Here is a 19,381-nt window from a genome sequence, read left to right as displayed (position 1 = left end):
AATGATAAATAAAGATAAACCTTTCTCATTTGATGATTATGATAATGAGAATATTTTTCAAAAGCATGATGATTTTCAAGATTTAAATCACCATTCCATAGAAAATCCTGCGATATATTCTACTCCTGAAGTAGATGATGACGATAGTTTTGTTCCGACCTCTAGCGGAAGTACAACTACGGTACAAAATAAAGACAGCAATTTTGTGTTTTTCTATGGAACTTCAGCATCTGGAAAATCTGTAATTCTTTCTGCAATTTTATATTATTTGAATTCTTTCGCCGGCGTTTTAAGACCTAAATTGGGAAGTCCAAATTCTCGTGAAGCACATGTTTTACTTGCAGATTTTTTTGAAAATATAAAAAAAGGAATACTTCCAAACAGAACAACAAGAGATCAAGTAACACGATTGGATTTTGTATTTGACCCTAATAATAAATCTAAAAAAGTTCCGCCGATAAGTTTATCATTTTTAGAAACTGCAGGTGAAAATCATAACGAAATTTCTCGTGGAGGAAAGTATGTAGACGGAATTGAAGCTTATTTAAATTCTGATATTCCGTTAAATTTTATCATTGTGACAAGTTATGACCGAGCCCATCATGAAGATGCTAAAATTGTTGAGTTTTTAGATTATCTGGAAAGAAAAGGGAAGAATCTGAAAAATGTAAATGTGCTTTTAGTGATTTCAAAATGGGATAAATCTGGAAATTTGGGTGTTGATAACGAACAACATCTAGAAAATTTCATTAGTGAAAGATTGAGTATGACCAACAACAGAATTGATACTTATAATTTAAGCAAAACGTATTTCACAATAGGAAATGTACAAAATCAAGCGGGTATGGAAAAAATCACATTACTTAACCTTGATTCAGCTGAAATTATCGCCAAATGGCTGTATCATAACATTGTAGGATATGATTTGGATTATGAAGGAACATTTTGGGAAAAAATAAAATTTAGCTTTTCTAAATAATGAAAAACATCAATGTATTCGGATATGCTACCTTTGGTACACCAAACGGTTTTACACAATCCTGTATCCACGGAAATCAAAGTTTGGAAAAAGTTCTGAAAAAATTTGATTTAAAATCGGATGCTATTCAATTGCTTTCACCGAATGACCGTATTTACTCAATCCGAAAAGAATCTATACAAAACAATACCATTCTGTCTTATTCTGTTTACACGTTTGCAAAAGAGAAAAACTCAAACAGAAGCGGAACATTTATAGGAACAAGTTTGGTTTTTACGAATGAAATTCTTCCAGAAAATTTGATATTAAGCTCGCTTCACGAAATTCATATCAACCTTAAAAACAATAATGTAAGTGGAGATAATTTTGTTCTGAATATCAATCATTCAAAAGATTTTAACCTTCAAAAGATTTTTTCAAAAGATTTTGAAAAATTAGAACATCAGACCAATAAAGTCAGTTTTTTAGATTGGGAGAATTCCGGGCAGAGTCTGGTCATAAAAACAGATAAATTAGATCCTAATTCTATCCAGAATTTATTCAAAAAATCTCTACAAGTACTTCCTAAATACGAGACGATTTATTTTATTGACAGTAAGGAAATAGCCGAATTTGTATCTCAAAAAAAATTATTCAGATTAATCGACAATAATGGTTTAAACAGAGAAATTGAAAAATTAGAAGAAGAAAGAGTACAGAAAACTGCAGATGCAATTTTAAGTTTCAAAAACAAAAAGCAAAAACATGAAGAAGAAGGAAGAAGAGAATTTGAAACTTTAAAAAAGAAAATCGAACAAAATGAGCAAAAGCATTCTGAAAACAGCAAAATAATTGAGGAATCAGATCGTAATCTTACAGCTTTGAATAGTCTATATCAGTCTTTTTTAAGAAAATCTGATGAATTAATTTCAAAATTGAGCCAGGAAAAAGAATTGGGTGACATCAGTTACTCTTTTAATCAACTGGAAAAAGAATTTATTCAAGAGAAAAATAAATTAAATTCTGCACGGGAAATTTCATCTTTTTCTACTACAAGAATAGTTTTACCCAAACCGACCAGTAGATTTATTCAAGAAGAAGAGCAGAAAGAAAGAAAATTGGATATTTTCAAAATCATTTCATTAATTTTAAATTTAATTTTAATGGGTGGAGTAATCGTTTTTTACACAATGTTTTATGAAAAACCACAGGAACAAATTCCCATTAACATACCTGAAAATAAAGAAAATGTAACTCCTGAAACCATCATTTCAGATTCGGTATCAAATAAATTGAATCCTATACCCAATGCTGTTGCAGAAAATAAGGAAAACATAGCAGAAATGTTTAAAAAATTCGATAGCACATCCAAAATAAACTATGTTGTTGAAGTTATTTTCGAAAAGAATAAAAGCATTAAAGATGTTTATCAATTTCAGAAAAATGATTACAAAAAATTACTTTTTGAAAGAAATATCAATGCTTTCAAAATAAATAATTCTGATACTATTTTAATAAATAAAGATTTACTATTGCAAATTCTGACTTATAAAAACTAAAATTTTCAATATCCTTAATATCTTCTTAGGTTCTAAATTTCCTGAGAGTATTTTTTATAAGAATAAAGGTTCCTATCAAGTAAACTAAGAATCCTTGGATAACAACAATAAAATACTTATCTTGGAATAATGTACAAAACTTTAATTCTCCTGTTTTTCCCACTCATACTCTTTTCTCAAACCAAAACCTACAAAGTAATTGGTGTAAAAGATGGTGATACGGTTGAACTTTTGATGAATGGAAAACCACAAGTTGTAAGATTATCAAACATTGATTGCCCTGAAAAGAAACAACCTTTTGGAAATAATGCAAAACAGTTTGTATCAGATTTATGTTTTGGGAAAATGGTGAAAATCTCAACAGACAACAAGAAAGACAGAAATAAAAGATTGATTGCAGAAATCATTTTATCTAATGGCAAAAACATCAATAAAGAATTGGTTAAAAATGGTTTAGCTTGGCATTTCAAAAGATATTCAAAAGACAACAGTTACGATATTTTAGAAAAACAAGCACAAAAACTAAAACTTGGTTTATGGAAAGACAAAAATCCAATAGCGCCATGGGATTGGAGAAAATCACGAAAATCAACTTCACCTAAATCTACTAATACGGTATCTTCCAAAAATTTTTAAGAATTAAGGGGGGATTTTAAATCCTGATTTATATAAGTATTCCCAAATTTTCAATTAATATGTGAATTTTCTCTGATTTGACTGATTTAAACAATAGTTAAAAAAAATCTACATTTTAATATTAAATATTGCTTAAATAATTAAAAATATTAAGCTTATTTCAAAAAACTATGTTAAATTTGTCCCAAACTAAGAGCTAAAAACCTAAATTAACAACTGTATTTCAAATTATTGAATTAAACAATAATCCACACCTTATCCTTTATTATTTTTATGAATTTTGGTTAATATATTAAATCAAAACTATAATTGTATTTTATTTTTTTATCGTTAAAAATACTTTTGTTTTAAACACAAGCACAACTTGAGATTAGTTTTTTTAGTGAAAATTTATATTAAAAATTATGACCGCAATTTTAGAGAAAAGCCAGGCTATCAATATCTTTGAAGATTCTAAGAGCAATGATGTAAGTTATACATTTGGAATTAATTGGGGAAAAGTAGAAATGCAAAAACGTAACTTTTTAGGAATTAAAACACGAAAAGTAAGTTCAGATATAGACCTCGATTTTACCTGTGTTATGTTTGATTCACAAAAAAAAGCAATCGACTGGATTTACTCGCCGAAATATAACAGTTGGTTGATTCAAAACAATTTTCCTTTAGGGAAATTTCAGTCAAAGGATGGTGCTTTTAAGCATTATGACAAAAGTTCAAATGAAAATTCTGATTATAAAAAACTGATCGAAGTAGATCCTGCAAAAATAAGCGATGATATTTACACTATTTTCTTTTATTTAAATATTGATGCAAGAAGTGCGAAGCAAACCGATTTCTCTTTAGTTGATTCTATAGAACTTAAAATTAATCGTCCGGAAATTGATAAAACGCTTTCTGAATTTAAAATTCAGCCCAACAATAATAAAAAGAATAAAGGAACTTTAGTTTTGGGTAAACTTTATCGTGACAACGGAAGTTGGAAATTTATGGCGATGGATAAAGCTATTGATGAGAAAAGATTTATCCGTTTTACACGAGGTTTTTAATCGTTTCTCTTAAATATTATAGAGTAATTCTCTACATAAAAAAATTCCGGCTGTTTTGCAGTCGGAATTTTAATTTATACTTATCAAGTCTTTCTATCCTGATTAGTTTGTCATATTAATTCTTAGATTCGGTAATAGCATTTGTACTTTATCAATCTCAGAATTCGGAACACTATTTCCTTTTAAATAAATTGTCTTCAGTTTTTTCATTTTCTCAATTCCGGCAGGAAAGACTGTAATTTTATTGTTTCTGAGATCTAAAACCTCAAGATTTTCAAGGTTATAGATTTCCGTCAAATCTTCATTAGAAATATTATTATCATTGATGAATAAACCTGTTAAGCTTTTCATTTTAGACATTCCTGAAGGAAAAGATTCAATCTTGTTTTTGTAAATATCCAGTCTTTTTAAGTTCTCAAGTCCATAAATTGAAGCAGGAAAAACTTTGAAAAAATTATCATGTAAATTTAACGTTTTAAGTTCGCTTAGTTTTGAAAAACTGTTGGGTAATTTTTCAAGACTGTTATTTGAAAGTGATAAATCCTGGAGATTACTTAGACTTCCTATTTCTTCTGGAAGAGCGGTCATTAAATTGGCTGAACAAGAAAATGATTCAAGATTCACCAAGTTTTTAATCGTTGAAGGCAAATTAAGCTCTTTCGATTTTACATTTTCTCTGCTTCTTTGGTCTAATCCTCGAGTAAGCATTAATTTTTTCAGCGTCTTCAATTTTCCTATTTCTTTCGGAAAAGAGAAGTAGCTGTATCTTATAAATTCAAGTTCTTCAAGTCCTTTCAAATTGAAAATCTGTAAAGGCATTGTTTCGCTTCGCATATTATGAATATTCAAAACCTTAAGATGATCTAAGGACGAAAATTCCTTTGGGAAATCTGTAATACCGTGACCTCCAGTTATGACAAATTTTTCAAGATTTTTAAAATTTGATATTTTCGGAGGAATAGATTTCAAATTATCAGACTCACTGATAATTAAAGTTTTCACATTCCATGAAAAAATATGATCGGGAATCTTATCAATTTCTCTTAGCAAAACACGGTCACTCTCTTTCGACAAATCCATTTTTTCCGGAGGTGGCATCTTTGGAGATTCATGATATTGTGCTAAACTCAGATTAAATAAGAAATAAAGCGATAAAAAGGAAAATTTCTTCATCGTTTAGCTCTTTAAAAATTCTTCTAGAGAAACCGTTTTCTGTTCTCCAGCTTCAAGATTTTTGAAAGTTACCGTTCCATTTTTAAGTTCTTCCTCACCTAAGAAAACAAGGTTTTTAATCCCTTTCTTTTCTGCATAAGTAAATTGCTTTCCGATTTTAGCATTTTCGGGATACAATTCTGCAGAAATTCCTTTTTCTCTTAATTGAATGATTAGTTTTAAAGCGTCTAAAGTTTCTTCACCTCCAAAATTTGCAAAAAGATATTCTACGTTTGAAGTGGCATCTTCAGGGAAAAGATTCAGTTCTTCCATTACAAGATAAATTCGGTCTAGACCGAATGAAATCCCAATTCCAGGTATATTTTTCACTCCGAAAACCTCTGTAAGATTATCGTATCTTCCTCCACCGCCGATAGAACCCATTAGTGCTTCATCCGCTTTCACTTCAAAAATCGCTCCTGTATAATAATCCAATCCACGAGCTAAAGTAATATCAAAAACTAAATTTTGAATATCAACCCCAAGATTTAAAGATTGGGTAATCACAAATTCCAATTCTTCAACACCTTTCAATCCGATTTCGTTTCCTGCAAATTTTTCTTTAAGTTGAAGAAGATTTTCTAAAGCATCATCAGATTGATTAAACAGGAAATCTAGTTTATCAATAGAATCCTGAGAAATTTCTCTTTCCAGAAGTTCTTTCACTACTCCATCTTTACCGATTTTATCTAATTTATCTAAAGCAACCGTAAAATCAATTAATTTATCTGTAATTCCGGCATATTCCGCTAAACCTGAAAGGATTTTTCTGTTGTTGATGTGAATCGTCACTGAAACTTTCAGTTCAGCAAAAGATTTTAAGTATAATTGAATCAAATCAACTTCCTGCAAAAGACTTTCGCTTCCCACAACATCGGCGTCACACTGATAAAACTCTCTGTATCTCCCTTTCTGAGGACGGTCTGCTCTCCAAACCGGCTGAATCTGATAACGTTTATAAGGAAAAGTAAGCTTTCCATGATTCATTGCAACGAATCTTGCAAAAGGTACGGTTAAATCATAACGAAGCGCTTTGTCTGTAAGATTTTCTGAGCTGAAAGGTTTATCTAAAGCTTTTTGAAAATCATTCTGCATTTGAGTTTTTTTGTCATCTTTAGCTTCATTAATACTTGAATTTAAAATCTTAAAAATCAAACGATCTCCTTCTTCTCCATACTTCCCTGTTAAAGTAGAAAGATTTTCAAAACTTGGTGTTTCCAGAGGCTGAAAACCAAAAAGTTCAAAATTTTTCTGTAATATATTGATGATGTATTTTCTTCTAGAAACTTCCAAAGACGTAAAATCTCTTGTTCCTTTTGCTAAACTTGGCTTCATATTATATGCGTAATGAATAATAAGTAATGAATAATTGCTTGCAAAAATAAGCAATTGAAAGGACTTTTAAACCAACAAAAAGCCAGAGGTTTTATTCTCTGGCTTTCGGTTTATCATTTGTGTTTTATTGTTAAATACACTTTTCATACACTTTCTAAAATTTCGAGAATTTCTTCGCCATAATTTTCAATTTTATGCTTTCCGAAACCTTTAATTTCTAAAAGCTCTTCTTTCTTGGCTGGTTTATATTTCGCAACAGATATAAGTTCTTTGTTTGTCGCAATAAAATAAGTAGGAAGATTCTGTTCTTTTGCTTTTTCAGAGCGCCAAAGTTTGAGAGCATCTAAAATTTTTATTTCATCATGATTCAGAGTTTCGTCTTCTGCAGAATATTTTGCAGCTTTAGAATCTTTTACACTGGTTTTATTAATAATAGATTCTATGTCATTAAAATACAGTACAACCGACCAAAACTGTTCGTCATGTATAAATGCTGTTTCAGTTTTAATAATTTCGTGATTTTCCAAGAAATTATCAATTACCTTTTGATCTTCACGTAGAAATTCGTCAGCAATTCTGATTTTTAAAACTTTTATTTTCATCATTTATGAATTTAAAGTTGATCAATTATTTACCACCTAAAAGCAGAAGTTCATCTACTCTTATTTCTGTAATATATCTTTTCACGCCGTCTTTATCATCGTACGATCTGTACGTTAACTTTCCTTCGATGGCAATCTCTTTTCCTTTCGGAACATATTTCTGAAAAATCTCAGCTGTTTTTCCGAAAGCAACCAAGCTGTGCCATTGTGTTTCTTCCACCTTCTCGCCTTTTGCATTGGTGTAATGGTCATTTGTAGCCAATGATACGGAAACTTTCATTCCTCCGTTTTCGAAGTTTACTGTTTCAACTTCTTTTCCTGTGAAACCAATTAAGGTTACTTTGTTTCTTAGTGACATAACTTTGTATTTTTTTAAATTAATATTCAGATAAGAGACGTTCACTTGTTTTCTCAAATCTCTGTTGCAAAGATTCGTCAGATTCGAAAATTTAGTCGGTGATAAACTATTTAAATTCGTTTGTAGTCGTTTGAAAACGGATTAATAATTAAATATCAATTAATTATCATCTTTATTATTTTTCTTCAATTATTTATATATTGTTTTATATTTAAACTTTATCAGAAATATTAAAAGAATAAGAAAACTTTAAAATGAAAAAATTAGATAAAATTATTGTTTCAGACAACTCTTACAAAAGTAGCGACCCATACAAATTAATTGAATCAAACATTTCTGTAATTAATTTGTTAAGAGATGAGAGAATTCACCCGGAATTCTATCATCCTGATTCCAGAATCAGCTACTACCTCGACTATTATCTCGCACAATACAATAATGGTAACTTTTCTCAATTTGTCTGGAATTCAAAATGGGAAAATAAATTAAACAATGAAATTAGAGGCGGTTTGAAAATAATAGGCGCCGAAAAGCATTTAAAACTATTTATTGAACAAAGTGAGAAAGTAGATTCCCTTTCGAAACCTCAACTTCAGGATTTTTTAAAAAGTGAATATTTCGGAGATAATTCTACAAGAGACTCTCTTAATAACGATGAATTTTATAATTTAAATGAAGATTTGATTACACTAAATTCACAATGGTTGAGAGATCACCCGGATTTATTAGTTTTAAGTATTAGTGATATGTTCACCGAATTAGAAAAATGTATTGGAAAAAAAATAAATCATTAAACAGAAAATCAGCATTGCCACCAACAAAGTTTTTCAAAATGAAGAATTACATTGTTGGTATATTTTGTTAATATTCTTCCCTCACACAGTAATAATTTCTTTTATGATCTCAAATTTAGAGCAGATTTATGTTGACTATTAAAAATTAAAATTTCTGAAAACCTATGTAATAAAATATCACACTTGATTGTTTTAAACTAAAAGACAAGAATGAAATATATACTTTTCCAGGTTTTACTTTTTACATCCATATTTACTTTTGCACAAAATGAATTAAAAATTACAGGCACAATTTTCAACCAAAAAGATTCAAAAATCAATCAGCCAATTGATGTTTATTTATTTGACAGCGAAAATCATTTAATAAAGTCAACCATTACTCAGGATGCAAAATTTGAATTCAATCATTTAAATTCCGGAAATTATCATATCCAAATATCTTCTGAAGAGAGCATTCAAAATGAAAAACCATTTCTTTTGGAAAAAGATGCAGAACTGACTATTATTTACCATCCAAAAACTCAAGAAATTCAAGAAGTTACCATTGAAGAAAAAAGAAAAAATTTCTCTGTGGAAAATGGAAATATTACTTTAGAAATTGCCAATTCGCCATTAAATAAATTACCTACATCTATTGATTTACTTTCAAAACTGCCATTTATAAGAGTTGATGCCAATGGTGAAGGTTTAAACTTCGTGGGAAAAGGCGTTCCACTGCTTTATATCGACAATCAAAGAGTTGATTTTACCACCTTATCCGGAATTTCTGTAGAAGATATAAAATCGGTAGAAATCATTAGAAATCCTTCTGTAAAATACGAATCTGAAGGAAAAGCAGTTATTAAAATCAATCTCAAAAAAAGCAGAAAAGACGGATCTCAACTCAGTATATCCGAAACTGCAATGTTTCAGAAAAAATTCAGCAATTATCTGAATGCCAATTTTCAACATAAAAAAAATAAAACTGAGTGGAAACTCAATGCAGCCTACAATCAGATCAATCATTGGGAAAGCAATGGTTTTGATTATCAAGTTCCTTCCGAAAATATAAAATCAGATTACATTATAAAGTCGATTACAAAGCGGCCACAAACGATTTTTGGAGGAAGTTTTTATCAGCAAATTAACGAAAACGATTATGTTACGCTATCCGTAAATGCGAACTTTAGACCCGATGTAGGAGATAATAATACCGTGACGAATTATTCTGAAAATGGTAATTTTAATCATATTAAAACACTGAATCATCAAAACAGTAGCCGAGCCACCTTCAATTCGATTTTTAATTACAATAAAAAATTGACAGAAATTGACGCCAACATTTTCACAGGTTTACAGTACAAAAGAGAAAGCAAAAATGTAGATTACGATTTTTATAATGATATCAACAATTCGGGCTACTTATTTAATCAGTTTAGAAATCAGCATTATTCGGGAAATGTATATTCGGGAAGAATTGATGTTGAGAAAAAATTTGGAGAAAAATATCTTATGGAACTTGGCGGAAGTTTTACGACAGCAGAAACCAAAACCGATAATAAAACTAATTATTCTGAGACCTTACCCATAGAATATTTCAAATATAATTTCAGGGAAAGCAATATTGCCTCTTATTTAAATCTTGGATCTACATTTAATAAATGGCAGTTTAAAGGCGGTTTACGTATGGAAACTACTCGTGCGAAAGGTTTTGATGTCGTAGAAAATTCAACCAAAATAGAAAGAAATTATATCGACTGGTTTCCCAATGCAGAGATTACCTTTGAACAAGACGATAAAAAAACATTTACCTTAAATTACCGCAAAAGCATTTCCCGTCCCAATTACAGCAATCTGGCTTCTGGTGGTTTATACGGAAGTCCGTATGTGGAATATGTAGGAAACCCGGACCTTATTCCAACGTATTCAAATACGGTTTCTTTTGCAATGAATATTAATAAATGGTCTTTGAATGCTTCTGTTTATTCTTCAAAAAATCCGATGGGTTACACTTTGGTTTATGACGAAAACAGCCATATTTCAAAGTTCACGATGGTGAATTTCGAGAAAGAACTTGGTGCAAACGTAGGTTTAGATTATCCATTTAATTGGAAAAAATGGAGTTCACAAAACAGTCTTTCATTAAACTATGACAAGACAGAAGACTCTTTGGCAATCTTAAAAAAGTCTACTCCATATCTTTATTTTTCGACTAATAATACAGTTGTTCTGCGGAAATATCTGAGCTTTTTATTGGATGGTTCTTACATTACAAAACGGGTAGAAGGATTATATGAAGGCAATGCAATGTGTCTGGTCAACCTTGGCTTCACTTCTTCGGTTTCTGATTTTGATTTTACCTTTCGATACAATGATGTCTTCAGACAGATGGATTATATTCAACAAATGACGTATCAAAAAATAACATCCAAAGGAACTTTTTTCGGCAACACTCCTACTCTTTCAATCGCTGTAAAATACAATTTCGGCAAACTGAGAAAATCGAATTATAAAGAAAATACAGTCAATGAAAATTCGAATAGACTGTAGAGATAATTAATTATTGAATCCTAAATTTATACTTCAAACATCTGATATTTCCGTGAATTGTATTTCTTTGCTAAATGAAATCGAAGATTCGACGTAGTCAAATACCCTTCTTTAACTTGAAAAGCATTTAGTTTAAAAACTTTGTCTTTCATTGCGATAAAGTAGAGCCGTTATAATTTAATATTCTCAGATAGTAATTGAATATTTAAGTTAAATGTTTTTATATTCTTGCATCTGTATTTAATATTGGCATACCTGTAAATTATATTCTTGCATCCGTAAACAATATTTTTGCACCTGTAAGTCATATTCTTGTATCTGTAAACTATATTTTTGTGCCTGAAAGTTATATTCTTGTGCCTTCAAATAATATTGTGGCGTCCGAAAGTTATATTCTTCTGTTATTATTATAGAATCACTCTCCAAATTCCCTCCTAAAATTAGAGTGCTGAGTTGCCGTAAAATAATCACAAAAAACCTGATAGACTGCAGAATCGGTATGACTTGCTTTAATTCCTAACTGAAAATAAATATCAAGAATCTGATGCGACAAACTTTCAACCAAATTTGAAGAATAATCATGAATTTCAGATTGCTTTTCAGAAACAATTAATTTGGAATCATGTAATAAAGATTCAATTTCATCAGCAAAATCAATTACTTTCTCCATCGATTCTTCTATTTTATTATTAAAAAAATCCAGGTTAAGATAAGGTCGAATTTTAGCTGCTTCTTCTGAAAAATGATAAGCCATCCCGAGATAATTAACCAACAAAGTCAAATCTGCAAAAATCCTGAACGGAATTTTATCTAAAACATCATCCGTAAAAAACTCATCATAAATAAAACTGTAATCTTCCGAAACTTTTACATTGTCCACTTTAAAAGAATACGTTCCGGTTGCTTTCATTCCCATCGATTTCCAATTCGGGATGATTTCAGCCTGATTTTTAGTAATAACAAATGACCTGATTATTTCAGAACCAGATTCATCAACTAAGGGATTTCCGTTTTCAGTCAATTTAGCATTTAAAGTAAAATGACTCAAGTGTGGCGCTCCGGTTGCAAAATGCCAAAGTCCGTTAATCAAAAAAGTTTCGTCAGTTTGTTTTTCTGCAGTTCCGCCAATCATTCCGATTCCTCCGAAACAGGTTTTTGAGTTGGAGAAAAGTTCTCTTGCAATTTCAGGTTTTAAATTTCTTGAGAAAAAGTTGGCTCCGGAGCATAAAGTCAGCATCCAACCTAAACTTCCATCAATCTTTGACCAATCAAAAAGTAACCGTAAACCTTGATTTAACCGTAATCCTAATCCGCCATACACTTTCGGAACCCAAATCTGAAGCAATCTTTCCTGATGAATATGATAGATCACCGATTGCGGAACTTCAGAAACACCGTGCATTTTTTCTCTTATTTCCTTATGCAAAAGCATTATTCCAAAATTTTTTTTTGAGAGGTTCTTATTATTCATTGTTGCTTTTTCATTTTTTATCTCTCACTGATTAAGCAGATTTTACATATAGTCAAAAAAATCTGCATACTTGCTACATCTGCGTGAAAATTTATTCAATAACCGTTGCGGTTTTTGATTTAATAATCTTCCGCCATTCCAGATAACCAGAAATAGCGACAATAAATAAGAAAGCCGTCAAAGCAGCATACAGATAAAGACCTTTATGAATCAACAACGGAATTGCGATGATGTTGCTCATATTCAACAAAACCCAATTTTCGATTTTTCTTCGAGCCATCAACCACATTCCTGCCCAAGCAAAAGCACTGACCAAAGAATCTAAAATCGGAACATCAGAATCGGTAAACTGCGTTAGAAAAAACCAAAACAAGCCGAAAGTTCCCACCACAATTCCTGTAGTAATCAATTTCTCTTGATTTGTGGTTTCAGAAATCACCGTTTCTGATTTTCGTTTACCAAACTTCCAGTAGAGCCATCCGTAAATGCTCATGACGAGATAGTAAAGATTTAAGGTAAATTCCGCATAAAGTTTAGCGAAAAACATCACGTAAAGTGAAAGAGAAATTCCGGCAATTCCGAAAAGATAATTGTTTGAATTGTTTTTTCTGGCTAATAAAACCTGAACTACTGAAAAGCAGACACCAAGCCATTCTTGCCATGTTGTCTGTTGTAAAATTTCCTGCATCAAATTAACTTATATAAATTAAATGATGAGATGATAAATCATAAAAATCCCTACGTCGGCATTATCCGAATCAGGTGTGGAAAAATTTCCCGGGTATCATCTCAGCCGCTGTTGCAGCACCCCATTGATGGCGCAAATGTGAGACTTTTTTTTGGAAAATGAAAGACTTTTGCTTTTTAGCACAAAAGATATTTTAAGTTTTCAGAAATTTCAACATTGTGTTTGTCATGCTGAAAGCATCTCTACATCTTTCCTCAGATTCTTTCAGAATGACAAAAACACGTTTTTGTTTTCAATAATTCTCCAACAAAACATCTTCTTAGATAAAAATTCAAATAATCATTTTATACACTTTTACAGTCGTTTACAAACGGATATTTTGTACCTTTAAATTCCAAATAAATTTATTGTGAAAAAAACTTTCAAAAGAACGCTCAGAGTTTCGAAATATGTTATTTATAAAGAAACATTAGTCGATTATAAAGAACATTTCTGGTCATTTTTAGGAGCTTTTTTTGGTATTGGAATTATCGCTTTTTTACAATCACAATTTTTATTTAAACAGGAGAATATTTTTTTAATCGGTTCATTTGGAGCTTCGTGTGTATTAATTTACGGAGCGATTCAAAGTCCGCTTGCTCAACCTAGAAACTTAATTGGTGGTCATGTGATTTCAGCAATAATCGGAGTTACAGTTTTTAAAATTGTTCCTGATATTATTTGGATTTCGGCTCCTTTGGCGGTTGGTTTATCGATAGTTTTTATGCAATTTTCCAAAACACTTCATCCTCCCGGTGGAGCAACAGCATTAATTGCAGTGAGTTCTACAGGAAAAATTCCTGAATTGGGTTATTGGTATGTACTTTCGCCTGTTTTATCAGGTTGTTTAATCTTACTTTTAGTGGCTTTGGTTTTTAATAATATGACAAAAAACCGAAGCTATCCTACTCACAGCAGATTTATTAAAGCTTTAAAGAAAAAACATCAACACAAACTGAAAAATTAATTAGTATGGAATGTATCGAATGTGGCGAAAAAATAATCGGCAGGTCTGATAAAAAATTCTGTAACGACGCTTGCAGAAATGCTTTTAACAATAAACAGAACAAAGATTCGAGCAATCTTATGCGGAATGTAAACAACAAACTCCGCAAAAATTATCGTATTCTGAGTGAAATTAATATTGATGGAAAAACTAAAATTGCAAAGTCAAAATTAGATGGCTTAGGTTTTGATTTTAAATATTTTACCAATATTAAAGTTTACAAAAATGGTTCTGAATATAAATTCGTTTACGACCAAGGCTATAAACTATTGGAAGAAGATTTTATATTAATTGTTAAAAATTAATTTCACAAAAATGAAAGAAATTGTCTTAATTACCGGTGCAAGTGGAGCCATTGCAAGAACACTTTCAAAAAAAATAGAAAATGAATACTCAATTCGGTTTTTAACCAGAAAAAAAGAAGCCGATAACGAATTTGAATGGGATTTGGAAAACCAAATTGTCGATGAAAAAGCTTTTGAAAACGTAAGCCATATCATCCATCTTGCAGGAGCGAATATTTCTGAAAAGCGCTGGACTGAAGACCGAAAAAAGGAATTAATTTCCAGCCGTGTAGATTCTGCAAAACTGATTTTAAACACATTAAAAAAGAAAAATTTAAAGTTAAAATCATTTATTTCAGCTTCAGGAATTAATTATTACGGAACAAAAACTACAGATACTATTTTTACGGAAAATGATGCTTCAGGAAATGATTTTCTAAGTGAAGTTGTTGTTGTTTGGGAGAAAGCTGCAGATGAATTTAAGGTTGAAAATATTGCGGAAAGAGTTGTGAAAATAAGAACTGCTGTCGTTCTTTCTAAAACTGAAGGCGCCTTAGAAAAAATGATGACTCCGATAAAATTTGGAATTGGTTCACCACTTGGAAACGGAAAACAATATATGCCGTGGATTCATATCGATGATATTTGTTCGATTTACGAATTTGCTTTAAAAAATCCTGAAATCGAAGGTTCTTTTAATGCTTCTGCTCCACAGCATACAACCAATGAAAATTTAACGAAATTAATTGCTCAGGTTTTAAAGAAACCTTTATTTATGCCGAATGTTCCAAGTTTTATTTTAAAACTAATATTTGGAGAATTGGCAGATGCTTTATTGGAAGGTTCGAGGGCTTCTTCGGAGAAAATTCAAAAAGCAGGTTTTGAATTTAAATTTCCTGATTTGAAAATGGCTTTGGAAGATTTGCTGAAGAAATAATTCTATTATTAATTTTTAAACGCAAAGGACTCAAAGATTTATACAATATAAACTGTTTTTAAGTTCGCAAAGGCGTTTCACTCAGCTAAGATTAATAGAATTATAAATTAATAATAAACAGACATAAAATATAGAATGCAAGAGACGAATGTAAGTATCGAAAAAACAGAAATTTTATCTGATAATTGGTACACTTTGAAGAAAGTAACTTTTAACATTAAAAAACAAAACGGAGAAACCGAAAGTCAAAGCAGAGAAGCTTATGACAGAGGGAATGGAGCCGTTATTTTGCTTTATAACACAGATTCCAAAAAAGTAATTTTAACGAGACAATTTCGACTTCCAACGTACATCAACGGAAATTCTGACGGAATGTTGATTGAAGCTTGTGCCGGTTTATTAGATAACAATAATCCTGAAGACTGCATTAAAAAGGAAACGGAAGAAGAAACTGGATATAAAATCTCCCAAGTAAAAAAGATTTTTGAAGCCTATATGTCGCCTGGTTCGGTAACAGAAATTCTATATTTTTTCATTGCTGAATATTCTGATGAAATGAAAATCAATGAAGGAGGCGGACTTGAAGAAGAAGGCGAAAACATTGAAGTTTTAGAATTAGATTTCAATGAAACACTTTCTATGATTGATAACGGAGAAATAAAAGATGCGAAAACCATTATGCTTTTGCAACATCTTCGACTGAAAAATATTTTGTAGAATTCTACATTCACACCTAAATTAAAATATTATGAAATTTTTATTCTCAATTGGGCTTTCATTATTGCTTTCTTCGAATTTTTTCGCTCAGAAAATTGAAAAGTTAAGCACAAAAGATGTTGCCATTGTAGAGCATTTTAAAAATGATTATAAAAAGAAAAACTATAAAAAATTTGCAGGAAAAATTCTTGTAAAAGATAATCTTGTTCAGTTTGATGACAAAACAGTTTATTACGATAAAGCAGATAAAATTATGGCAACCATTCTAAAAGAAGGCTTAATTTACCCTCAGCTTTTAACCGATTTTCAAATGCAGAAATTTTTGGATGAAACAACCGATAAAACCCAAAAAAGATTTTTAAAACTACAAAAAGACCCGAAAGCTTCTTTTGATGTAAATAATATTAAGTTGAGTAATACTGCAGAATTGACCTTTTTAAATTCAAATCTCAAAACCAAAAGATTTAAAATTTCCTTGAAAGACATCAGATTAAATTCAACATCAACTTATCTTTTTGAATTGATGAATGATAAAGCAACGAAAGATATTTCTTTGGAAGAATATATTAAAGGGGCGAAATTAACGTATATTGATACTGAATAAGTTTCTTATGAAGTCAAAAATATTGTTTCTTTTCTTTTTATTTCCTTGCTATTTTTTTTCACAGGATGGTTCTAATATTCGATATATAAATACATCGAAAATCAATAACGAAACGCTTGGGAAATTTATTCATCTTGATTTTTATAATCAATCATTTGGAAGAAAGAGAATTCAGGATTCGGTTGATTTGTCGATTAACAAAAACATCATAGAGTTTCTGGAAATAAGAAATGACAACGGATTTCATAATTGGTTTGATGACCAATCTCTACTATCCGTTTTAAAAATTAATGGTCAAAAATTACAGATAGAGAAATTTCAGTTAACAGGATTTGATGACAAAAATTTATACGTCACTGCTTTTATAAATTATCTGAAACATGATAAAATTGTAAAGAAAAGCACCGAAAACATGATTATTGAAAAGAGTAAAGTCGTTGAAATTTTGGTAAAAAAACCCGGAAATGATGATATTACAATTAAAAATAAGGGATCAGAATATACTTATGAAAAGGGAATTAATTTAAAAAATGAAAATAAATAATATTGACCATCTTGTTTTAACCGTCGCTGATATTGATAAAACAATAGAATTTTATACGAACATTTTAGGTTTCGAAGTTGTAACATTTGGAGACAACAGAAAAGCTCTGACTTTCGGAAATCAAAAAATCAACCTTCATCAAAAAGGAAAAGAGTTTGAACCCAAAGCAGAATATCCGACTTCCGGTTCGGCAGATTTATGTTTTATTGCTAAAACAGAAATCCACCAAGTTTTGGAAGAATTAAAACAGAAAAATATTGAAATTATCGAAGGAATTGTTGACAGAACCGGAGCTCTGGGAAAAATCAAGTCGGTATATTTCAGAGATCCCGATTTCAATTTGATTGAGGTGAGTAATTATTTTTGAAATGAATTATCAATGCTTAATTCTGATTTAAAATTCTATTTTTGTAAAAAAACACCATTGAAAGCCATTAACATTATTACAATATTGACTCTACTACTTTATTGTCATCCACAAAATGAAAACAATAAAATCGTCAATTTCAATTCTAATCAAATAAAAATTAGTGATACAATAAATAATCAAAAGCAAAAAAATCAATCCTATCAAATGACAGACAGTGAACTAATTGAAAATGTAAAATTAGCAATAAATCCTAAATTCCAGGATTGGGTACTTTTTAAAAACGGAACATACATTATTTTTGATGATATAACTAAAGTAAAAAATGCAAATGATGAAGCAATCGCTATAATGAAAGAATTTGGACCCGTATTCGCTGGCGGACCTGCAGGAGATTTTAATACAATTCATTTAACAAAAACTGAGGGCTGGATTGTTGCAGGACACGGGTATGGAATGTACACATTTGTTTCTCCTGCTGAACTAGAAAACAAATCTCCAGATGACCTTGAAGTTGGATTATTTGGGAGATCAAAAAGAGATCTGGATGGTAAAAAACCGGAAATAATTTATGTAAATAAAAGTAAATAGTTCTCCTTCTAAATACTCAATCCATGCGTATTCTTCACCTCCGCCATCACAAAAGTGCTGTGCGTGCTTCCGATAGAATCTACTGATCCCAGTTTATTGAAAACAAAATCCTGATAATGTTTCATATCCCGCACCTGAACTTTCAGGAGAAAATCAAAATCGCCTGAGATGTTGTAGCATTCGGCAACTTCATCAATTTTCAAAATATCTTCCACAAACTGATTTCCCACTGCACGGTCATGAATTTTCAGTTTGATCTGACAGAAAACGGTAAATCCACGGTTCAGTTTTTCAGCTTCCAAGACTGCTGCGTAATGTTTGATAAATCCGTCCTGTTCGAGTCTTTTCACTCTCTCAAAAACTGGCGATGTTGAGAGATTTACTTCGGCTGCGAGCTCTTTGACGGTCAGTTTTGCATTTTTTTGAAGGATTCTCAAGAGCTGAATATCCTTTTCATCTAATCTGTCCACGGAATAATATTCTTTTTAACACTATAATTTTCAAATGTAAAGAATATTAATCTGATTTAAATAATTTAAACCAAACAAAATCCTTTATTTTCAAATTTAAACCAATCAATTCACTTAACTATTATCTTTACCAAAGAAATTGTTCTTTCACATACTTCATCAATCGGAAAGGTTTTATTTAAAATGAATGAAAAGGGAATCGTGTGAAAATCACGAGCTGTCGCGCAACTGTAAGTAATATCCCAAAAGCTTCTGTCCACGAATGTCCACTGTGAAAATGGGAAGGACGACAGAAACTGTTACAAGTCAGGAGACCTACCTTTACCGAATGATCAGTGCTCTCGCGGTTGGAGTTTTTGGATTGATAGATGATACATTGAATATATTGAGTTTAAATTTAAACGCAAAGATTTTTTATTGTAAACGTATAATTTTAGGTAGCAAAGAGTTGCGACTTTGTCGCTGATGAAGCTCATTTATAAACACAAGCTTCATCAAATCATTTTATTGATTCGATCTTTGCCTGCTTAAATATTTTAATTTTAAGTTAAAACTTTGCGTTTAAAAAGCAGCAGATAAAAAAACCAATTAAAGAATCTCCTTCATTCAAAGTATCTAAATTCTCAAAACTCTT

21 protein-coding genes and 1 riboswitch are annotated in these 19,381 nt (G+C 30.7%); of the genes, 14 read left to right on the top strand and 7 right to left on the bottom strand.

All coding sequences use genetic code 11. The annotated features are described in order from the left end of the window. The first annotated feature begins 1 nt into the window (after position 1). The 4 genes from OEA66_RS07795 to OEA66_RS07780 all read left to right on the top strand — a co-directional run bounded on the left by OEA66_RS07795 (position 2) and on the right by OEA66_RS07780 (position 4,199). The gene (locus OEA66_RS07795; protein ID WP_267280836.1) at positions 2-979 is read left to right on the top strand and encodes a hypothetical protein; all 978 of its coding nucleotides are present in this window, start codon (positions 2-4) and stop codon (positions 977-979) included. After that, entirely contained in the window at positions 979-2,517 is a 1,539-nt protein-coding gene (locus OEA66_RS07790) for a hypothetical protein (protein ID WP_267280835.1), read from the top strand. Before OEA66_RS07795 ends, OEA66_RS07790 begins: the two co-directional genes overlap by 1 nt. A gap of 129 nt (positions 2,518-2,646) precedes the next feature. Continuing rightward, on the top strand, positions 2,647-3,153 hold the full coding sequence (locus OEA66_RS07785) for a thermonuclease family protein (protein ID WP_267280834.1): 507 nt from the start codon (positions 2,647-2,649) through the stop codon (positions 3,151-3,153). A 404-nt stretch (positions 3,154-3,557) separates the two neighbouring features. After that, a complete protein-coding gene (locus OEA66_RS07780) occupies positions 3,558-4,199 on the top strand; it encodes a TerD family protein (protein ID WP_267280833.1) in 642 nt (213 codons plus the stop codon). Between the two features lie 102 nt (positions 4,200-4,301). Here the strand turns inward: OEA66_RS07780 and OEA66_RS07775 are convergent, their stop codons facing one another. The 4 genes from OEA66_RS07775 to OEA66_RS07760 all read right to left on the bottom strand — a co-directional run bounded on the left by OEA66_RS07775 (position 4,302) and on the right by OEA66_RS07760 (position 7,706). Continuing rightward, complete coding sequence (locus tag OEA66_RS07775) at positions 4,302-5,372, bottom strand: leucine-rich repeat domain-containing protein (RefSeq protein WP_267280832.1); 1,071 nt, start codon at positions 5,370-5,372, stop codon at positions 4,302-4,304. A gap of 3 nt (positions 5,373-5,375) precedes the next feature. Beyond that, positions 5,376-6,746, bottom strand: coding sequence for a histidine--tRNA ligase (hisS, locus tag OEA66_RS07770; RefSeq protein WP_267280831.1), 1,371 nt, complete (start codon positions 6,744-6,746; stop codon positions 5,376-5,378). A gap of 143 nt (positions 6,747-6,889) precedes the next feature. Continuing rightward, a complete protein-coding gene (locus tag OEA66_RS07765) occupies positions 6,890-7,351 on the bottom strand; it encodes an HRDC domain-containing protein (protein WP_267280830.1) in 462 nt (153 codons plus the stop codon). Positions 7,352-7,373: 22 nt separating this feature from the next. Next, positions 7,374-7,706 (bottom strand): single-stranded DNA-binding protein, encoded by a 333-nt coding sequence (locus OEA66_RS07760; RefSeq protein WP_267280829.1) that lies wholly within the window; start codon positions 7,704-7,706, stop codon positions 7,374-7,376. Between the two features lie 254 nt (positions 7,707-7,960). On the opposite strand from OEA66_RS07760, the gene OEA66_RS07755 reads away from it, so the two are divergent. Beyond that, positions 7,961-8,500: a DMP19 family protein gene (locus OEA66_RS07755; protein WP_267280828.1), complete on the top strand. Its 540-nt coding sequence runs from the start codon at positions 7,961-7,963 to the stop codon at positions 8,498-8,500. 210 nt (positions 8,501-8,710) lie between these two features. Beyond that, on the top strand, positions 8,711-11,029 hold the full coding sequence (locus tag OEA66_RS07750) for an outer membrane beta-barrel family protein (protein ID WP_267280827.1): 2,319 nt from the start codon (positions 8,711-8,713) through the stop codon (positions 11,027-11,029). A 415-nt stretch (positions 11,030-11,444) separates the two neighbouring features. Here OEA66_RS07750 and OEA66_RS07745 read toward each other — a convergent pair whose 3' ends face one another. Both OEA66_RS07745 and pnuC read right to left on the bottom strand, forming a co-directional pair. Then, positions 11,445-12,461: an acyl-CoA dehydrogenase family protein gene (locus OEA66_RS07745; RefSeq protein WP_267280826.1), complete on the bottom strand. Its 1,017-nt coding sequence runs from the start codon at positions 12,459-12,461 to the stop codon at positions 11,445-11,447. Positions 12,462-12,591: 130 nt separating this feature from the next. Next, entirely contained in the window at positions 12,592-13,191 is a 600-nt protein-coding gene (gene pnuC / locus OEA66_RS07740; protein ID WP_267280825.1) for a nicotinamide riboside transporter PnuC, read from the bottom strand. A gap of 406 nt (positions 13,192-13,597) precedes the next feature. Here pnuC and OEA66_RS07735 point away from each other — a divergent pair, with 406 nt between their 5' ends. The 8 genes from OEA66_RS07735 (at position 13,598) to OEA66_RS07700 (ending at position 18,277) form a co-directional block, all read left to right on the top strand. After that, entirely contained in the window at positions 13,598-14,194 is a 597-nt protein-coding gene (locus OEA66_RS07735) for an HPP family protein (protein ID WP_267280824.1), read from the top strand. A gap of 5 nt (positions 14,195-14,199) precedes the next feature. After that, complete coding sequence (locus tag OEA66_RS07730; protein WP_267264660.1) at positions 14,200-14,538, top strand: hypothetical protein; 339 nt, start codon at positions 14,200-14,202, stop codon at positions 14,536-14,538. Between the two features lie 10 nt (positions 14,539-14,548). After that, on the top strand, positions 14,549-15,454 hold the full coding sequence (locus OEA66_RS07725) for a TIGR01777 family oxidoreductase (RefSeq protein WP_267280823.1): 906 nt from the start codon (positions 14,549-14,551) through the stop codon (positions 15,452-15,454). A 135-nt stretch (positions 15,455-15,589) separates the two neighbouring features. After that, entirely contained in the window at positions 15,590-16,171 is a 582-nt protein-coding gene (gene nudK, locus OEA66_RS07720) for a GDP-mannose pyrophosphatase NudK (protein ID WP_267280822.1), read from the top strand. Between the two features lie 31 nt (positions 16,172-16,202). Further along, the gene (locus OEA66_RS07715) at positions 16,203-16,775 is read left to right on the top strand and encodes a hypothetical protein (protein ID WP_267280821.1); all 573 of its coding nucleotides are present in this window, start codon (positions 16,203-16,205) and stop codon (positions 16,773-16,775) included. Positions 16,776-16,782: 7 nt separating this feature from the next. Further along, positions 16,783-17,319 (top strand): hypothetical protein, encoded by a 537-nt coding sequence (locus OEA66_RS07710; RefSeq protein WP_267280820.1) that lies wholly within the window; start codon positions 16,783-16,785, stop codon positions 17,317-17,319. Then, positions 17,306-17,686 carry a VOC family protein gene (locus OEA66_RS07705; protein WP_267280819.1) on the top strand — a complete coding sequence of 127 codons (381 nt, stop codon included), beginning with the start codon at positions 17,306-17,308 and terminating at the stop codon, positions 17,684-17,686. The genes OEA66_RS07710 and OEA66_RS07705 overlap by 14 nt, the downstream gene beginning before the upstream one ends. A gap of 207 nt (positions 17,687-17,893) precedes the next feature. Continuing rightward, positions 17,894-18,277: a hypothetical protein gene (locus OEA66_RS07700; protein WP_267280818.1), complete on the top strand. Its 384-nt coding sequence runs from the start codon at positions 17,894-17,896 to the stop codon at positions 18,275-18,277. An 8-nt stretch (positions 18,278-18,285) separates the two neighbouring features. On the opposite strand, the gene OEA66_RS07695 is transcribed toward OEA66_RS07700, so the two are convergent. Beyond that, positions 18,286-18,747 (bottom strand): Lrp/AsnC family transcriptional regulator, encoded by a 462-nt coding sequence (locus OEA66_RS07695; protein ID WP_267280817.1) that lies wholly within the window; start codon positions 18,745-18,747, stop codon positions 18,286-18,288. 153 nt (positions 18,748-18,900) lie between these two features. Beyond that, positions 18,901-19,084, top strand: a riboswitch (cobalamin riboswitch). Positions 19,085-19,381: the final 297 nt, after the last annotated feature.

This window comes from Chryseobacterium luquanense (genome assembly GCF_026460945.1).
In the GTDB taxonomy this organism is placed as follows: domain Bacteria; phylum Bacteroidota; class Bacteroidia; order Flavobacteriales; family Weeksellaceae; genus Chryseobacterium; species Chryseobacterium luquanense.
This window is presented reverse-complemented; position numbering and strand designations above follow the sequence as displayed.

Excerpts from the sequence above, each read along its gene's own strand:
- OEA66_RS07795 (WP_267280836.1), top strand. The coding sequence starts at position 2 with ATGATAAATAAAGATAAACCTTTCTCATTTGATGATTATGATAATGAG.
- OEA66_RS07790 (WP_267280835.1), top strand. The coding sequence starts at position 979 with ATGAAAAACATCAATGTATTCGGATATGCTACCTTTGGTACACCAAAC.
- OEA66_RS07785 (WP_267280834.1), top strand. The coding sequence starts at position 2,647 with ATGTACAAAACTTTAATTCTCCTGTTTTTCCCACTCATACTCTTTTCT.
- OEA66_RS07780 (WP_267280833.1), top strand. The coding sequence starts at position 3,558 with ATGACCGCAATTTTAGAGAAAAGCCAGGCTATCAATATCTTTGAAGAT.
- OEA66_RS07775 (WP_267280832.1), bottom strand. The coding sequence starts at position 5,372 with ATGAAGAAATTTTCCTTTTTATCGCTTTATTTCTTATTTAATCTGAGT.
- hisS (WP_267280831.1), bottom strand. The coding sequence starts at position 6,746 with ATGAAGCCAAGTTTAGCAAAAGGAACAAGAGATTTTACGTCTTTGGAA.
- OEA66_RS07765 (WP_267280830.1), bottom strand. The coding sequence starts at position 7,351 with ATGATGAAAATAAAAGTTTTAAAAATCAGAATTGCTGACGAATTTCTA.
- OEA66_RS07760 (WP_267280829.1), bottom strand. The coding sequence starts at position 7,706 with ATGTCACTAAGAAACAAAGTAACCTTAATTGGTTTCACAGGAAAAGAA.
- OEA66_RS07755 (WP_267280828.1), top strand. The coding sequence starts at position 7,961 with ATGAAAAAATTAGATAAAATTATTGTTTCAGACAACTCTTACAAAAGT.
- OEA66_RS07750 (WP_267280827.1), top strand. The coding sequence starts at position 8,711 with ATGAAATATATACTTTTCCAGGTTTTACTTTTTACATCCATATTTACT.
- OEA66_RS07745 (WP_267280826.1), bottom strand. The coding sequence starts at position 12,461 with ATGCTTTTGCATAAGGAAATAAGAGAAAAAATGCACGGTGTTTCTGAA.
- OEA66_RS07730 (WP_267264660.1), top strand. The coding sequence starts at position 14,200 with ATGGAATGTATCGAATGTGGCGAAAAAATAATCGGCAGGTCTGATAAA.
- OEA66_RS07725 (WP_267280823.1), top strand. The coding sequence starts at position 14,549 with ATGAAAGAAATTGTCTTAATTACCGGTGCAAGTGGAGCCATTGCAAGA.
- nudK (WP_267280822.1), top strand. The coding sequence starts at position 15,590 with ATGCAAGAGACGAATGTAAGTATCGAAAAAACAGAAATTTTATCTGAT.
- OEA66_RS07715 (WP_267280821.1), top strand. The coding sequence starts at position 16,203 with ATGAAATTTTTATTCTCAATTGGGCTTTCATTATTGCTTTCTTCGAAT.
- OEA66_RS07710 (WP_267280820.1), top strand. The coding sequence starts at position 16,783 with ATGAAGTCAAAAATATTGTTTCTTTTCTTTTTATTTCCTTGCTATTTT.
- OEA66_RS07705 (WP_267280819.1), top strand. The coding sequence starts at position 17,306 with ATGAAAATAAATAATATTGACCATCTTGTTTTAACCGTCGCTGATATT.
- OEA66_RS07700 (WP_267280818.1), top strand. The coding sequence starts at position 17,894 with ATGACAGACAGTGAACTAATTGAAAATGTAAAATTAGCAATAAATCCT.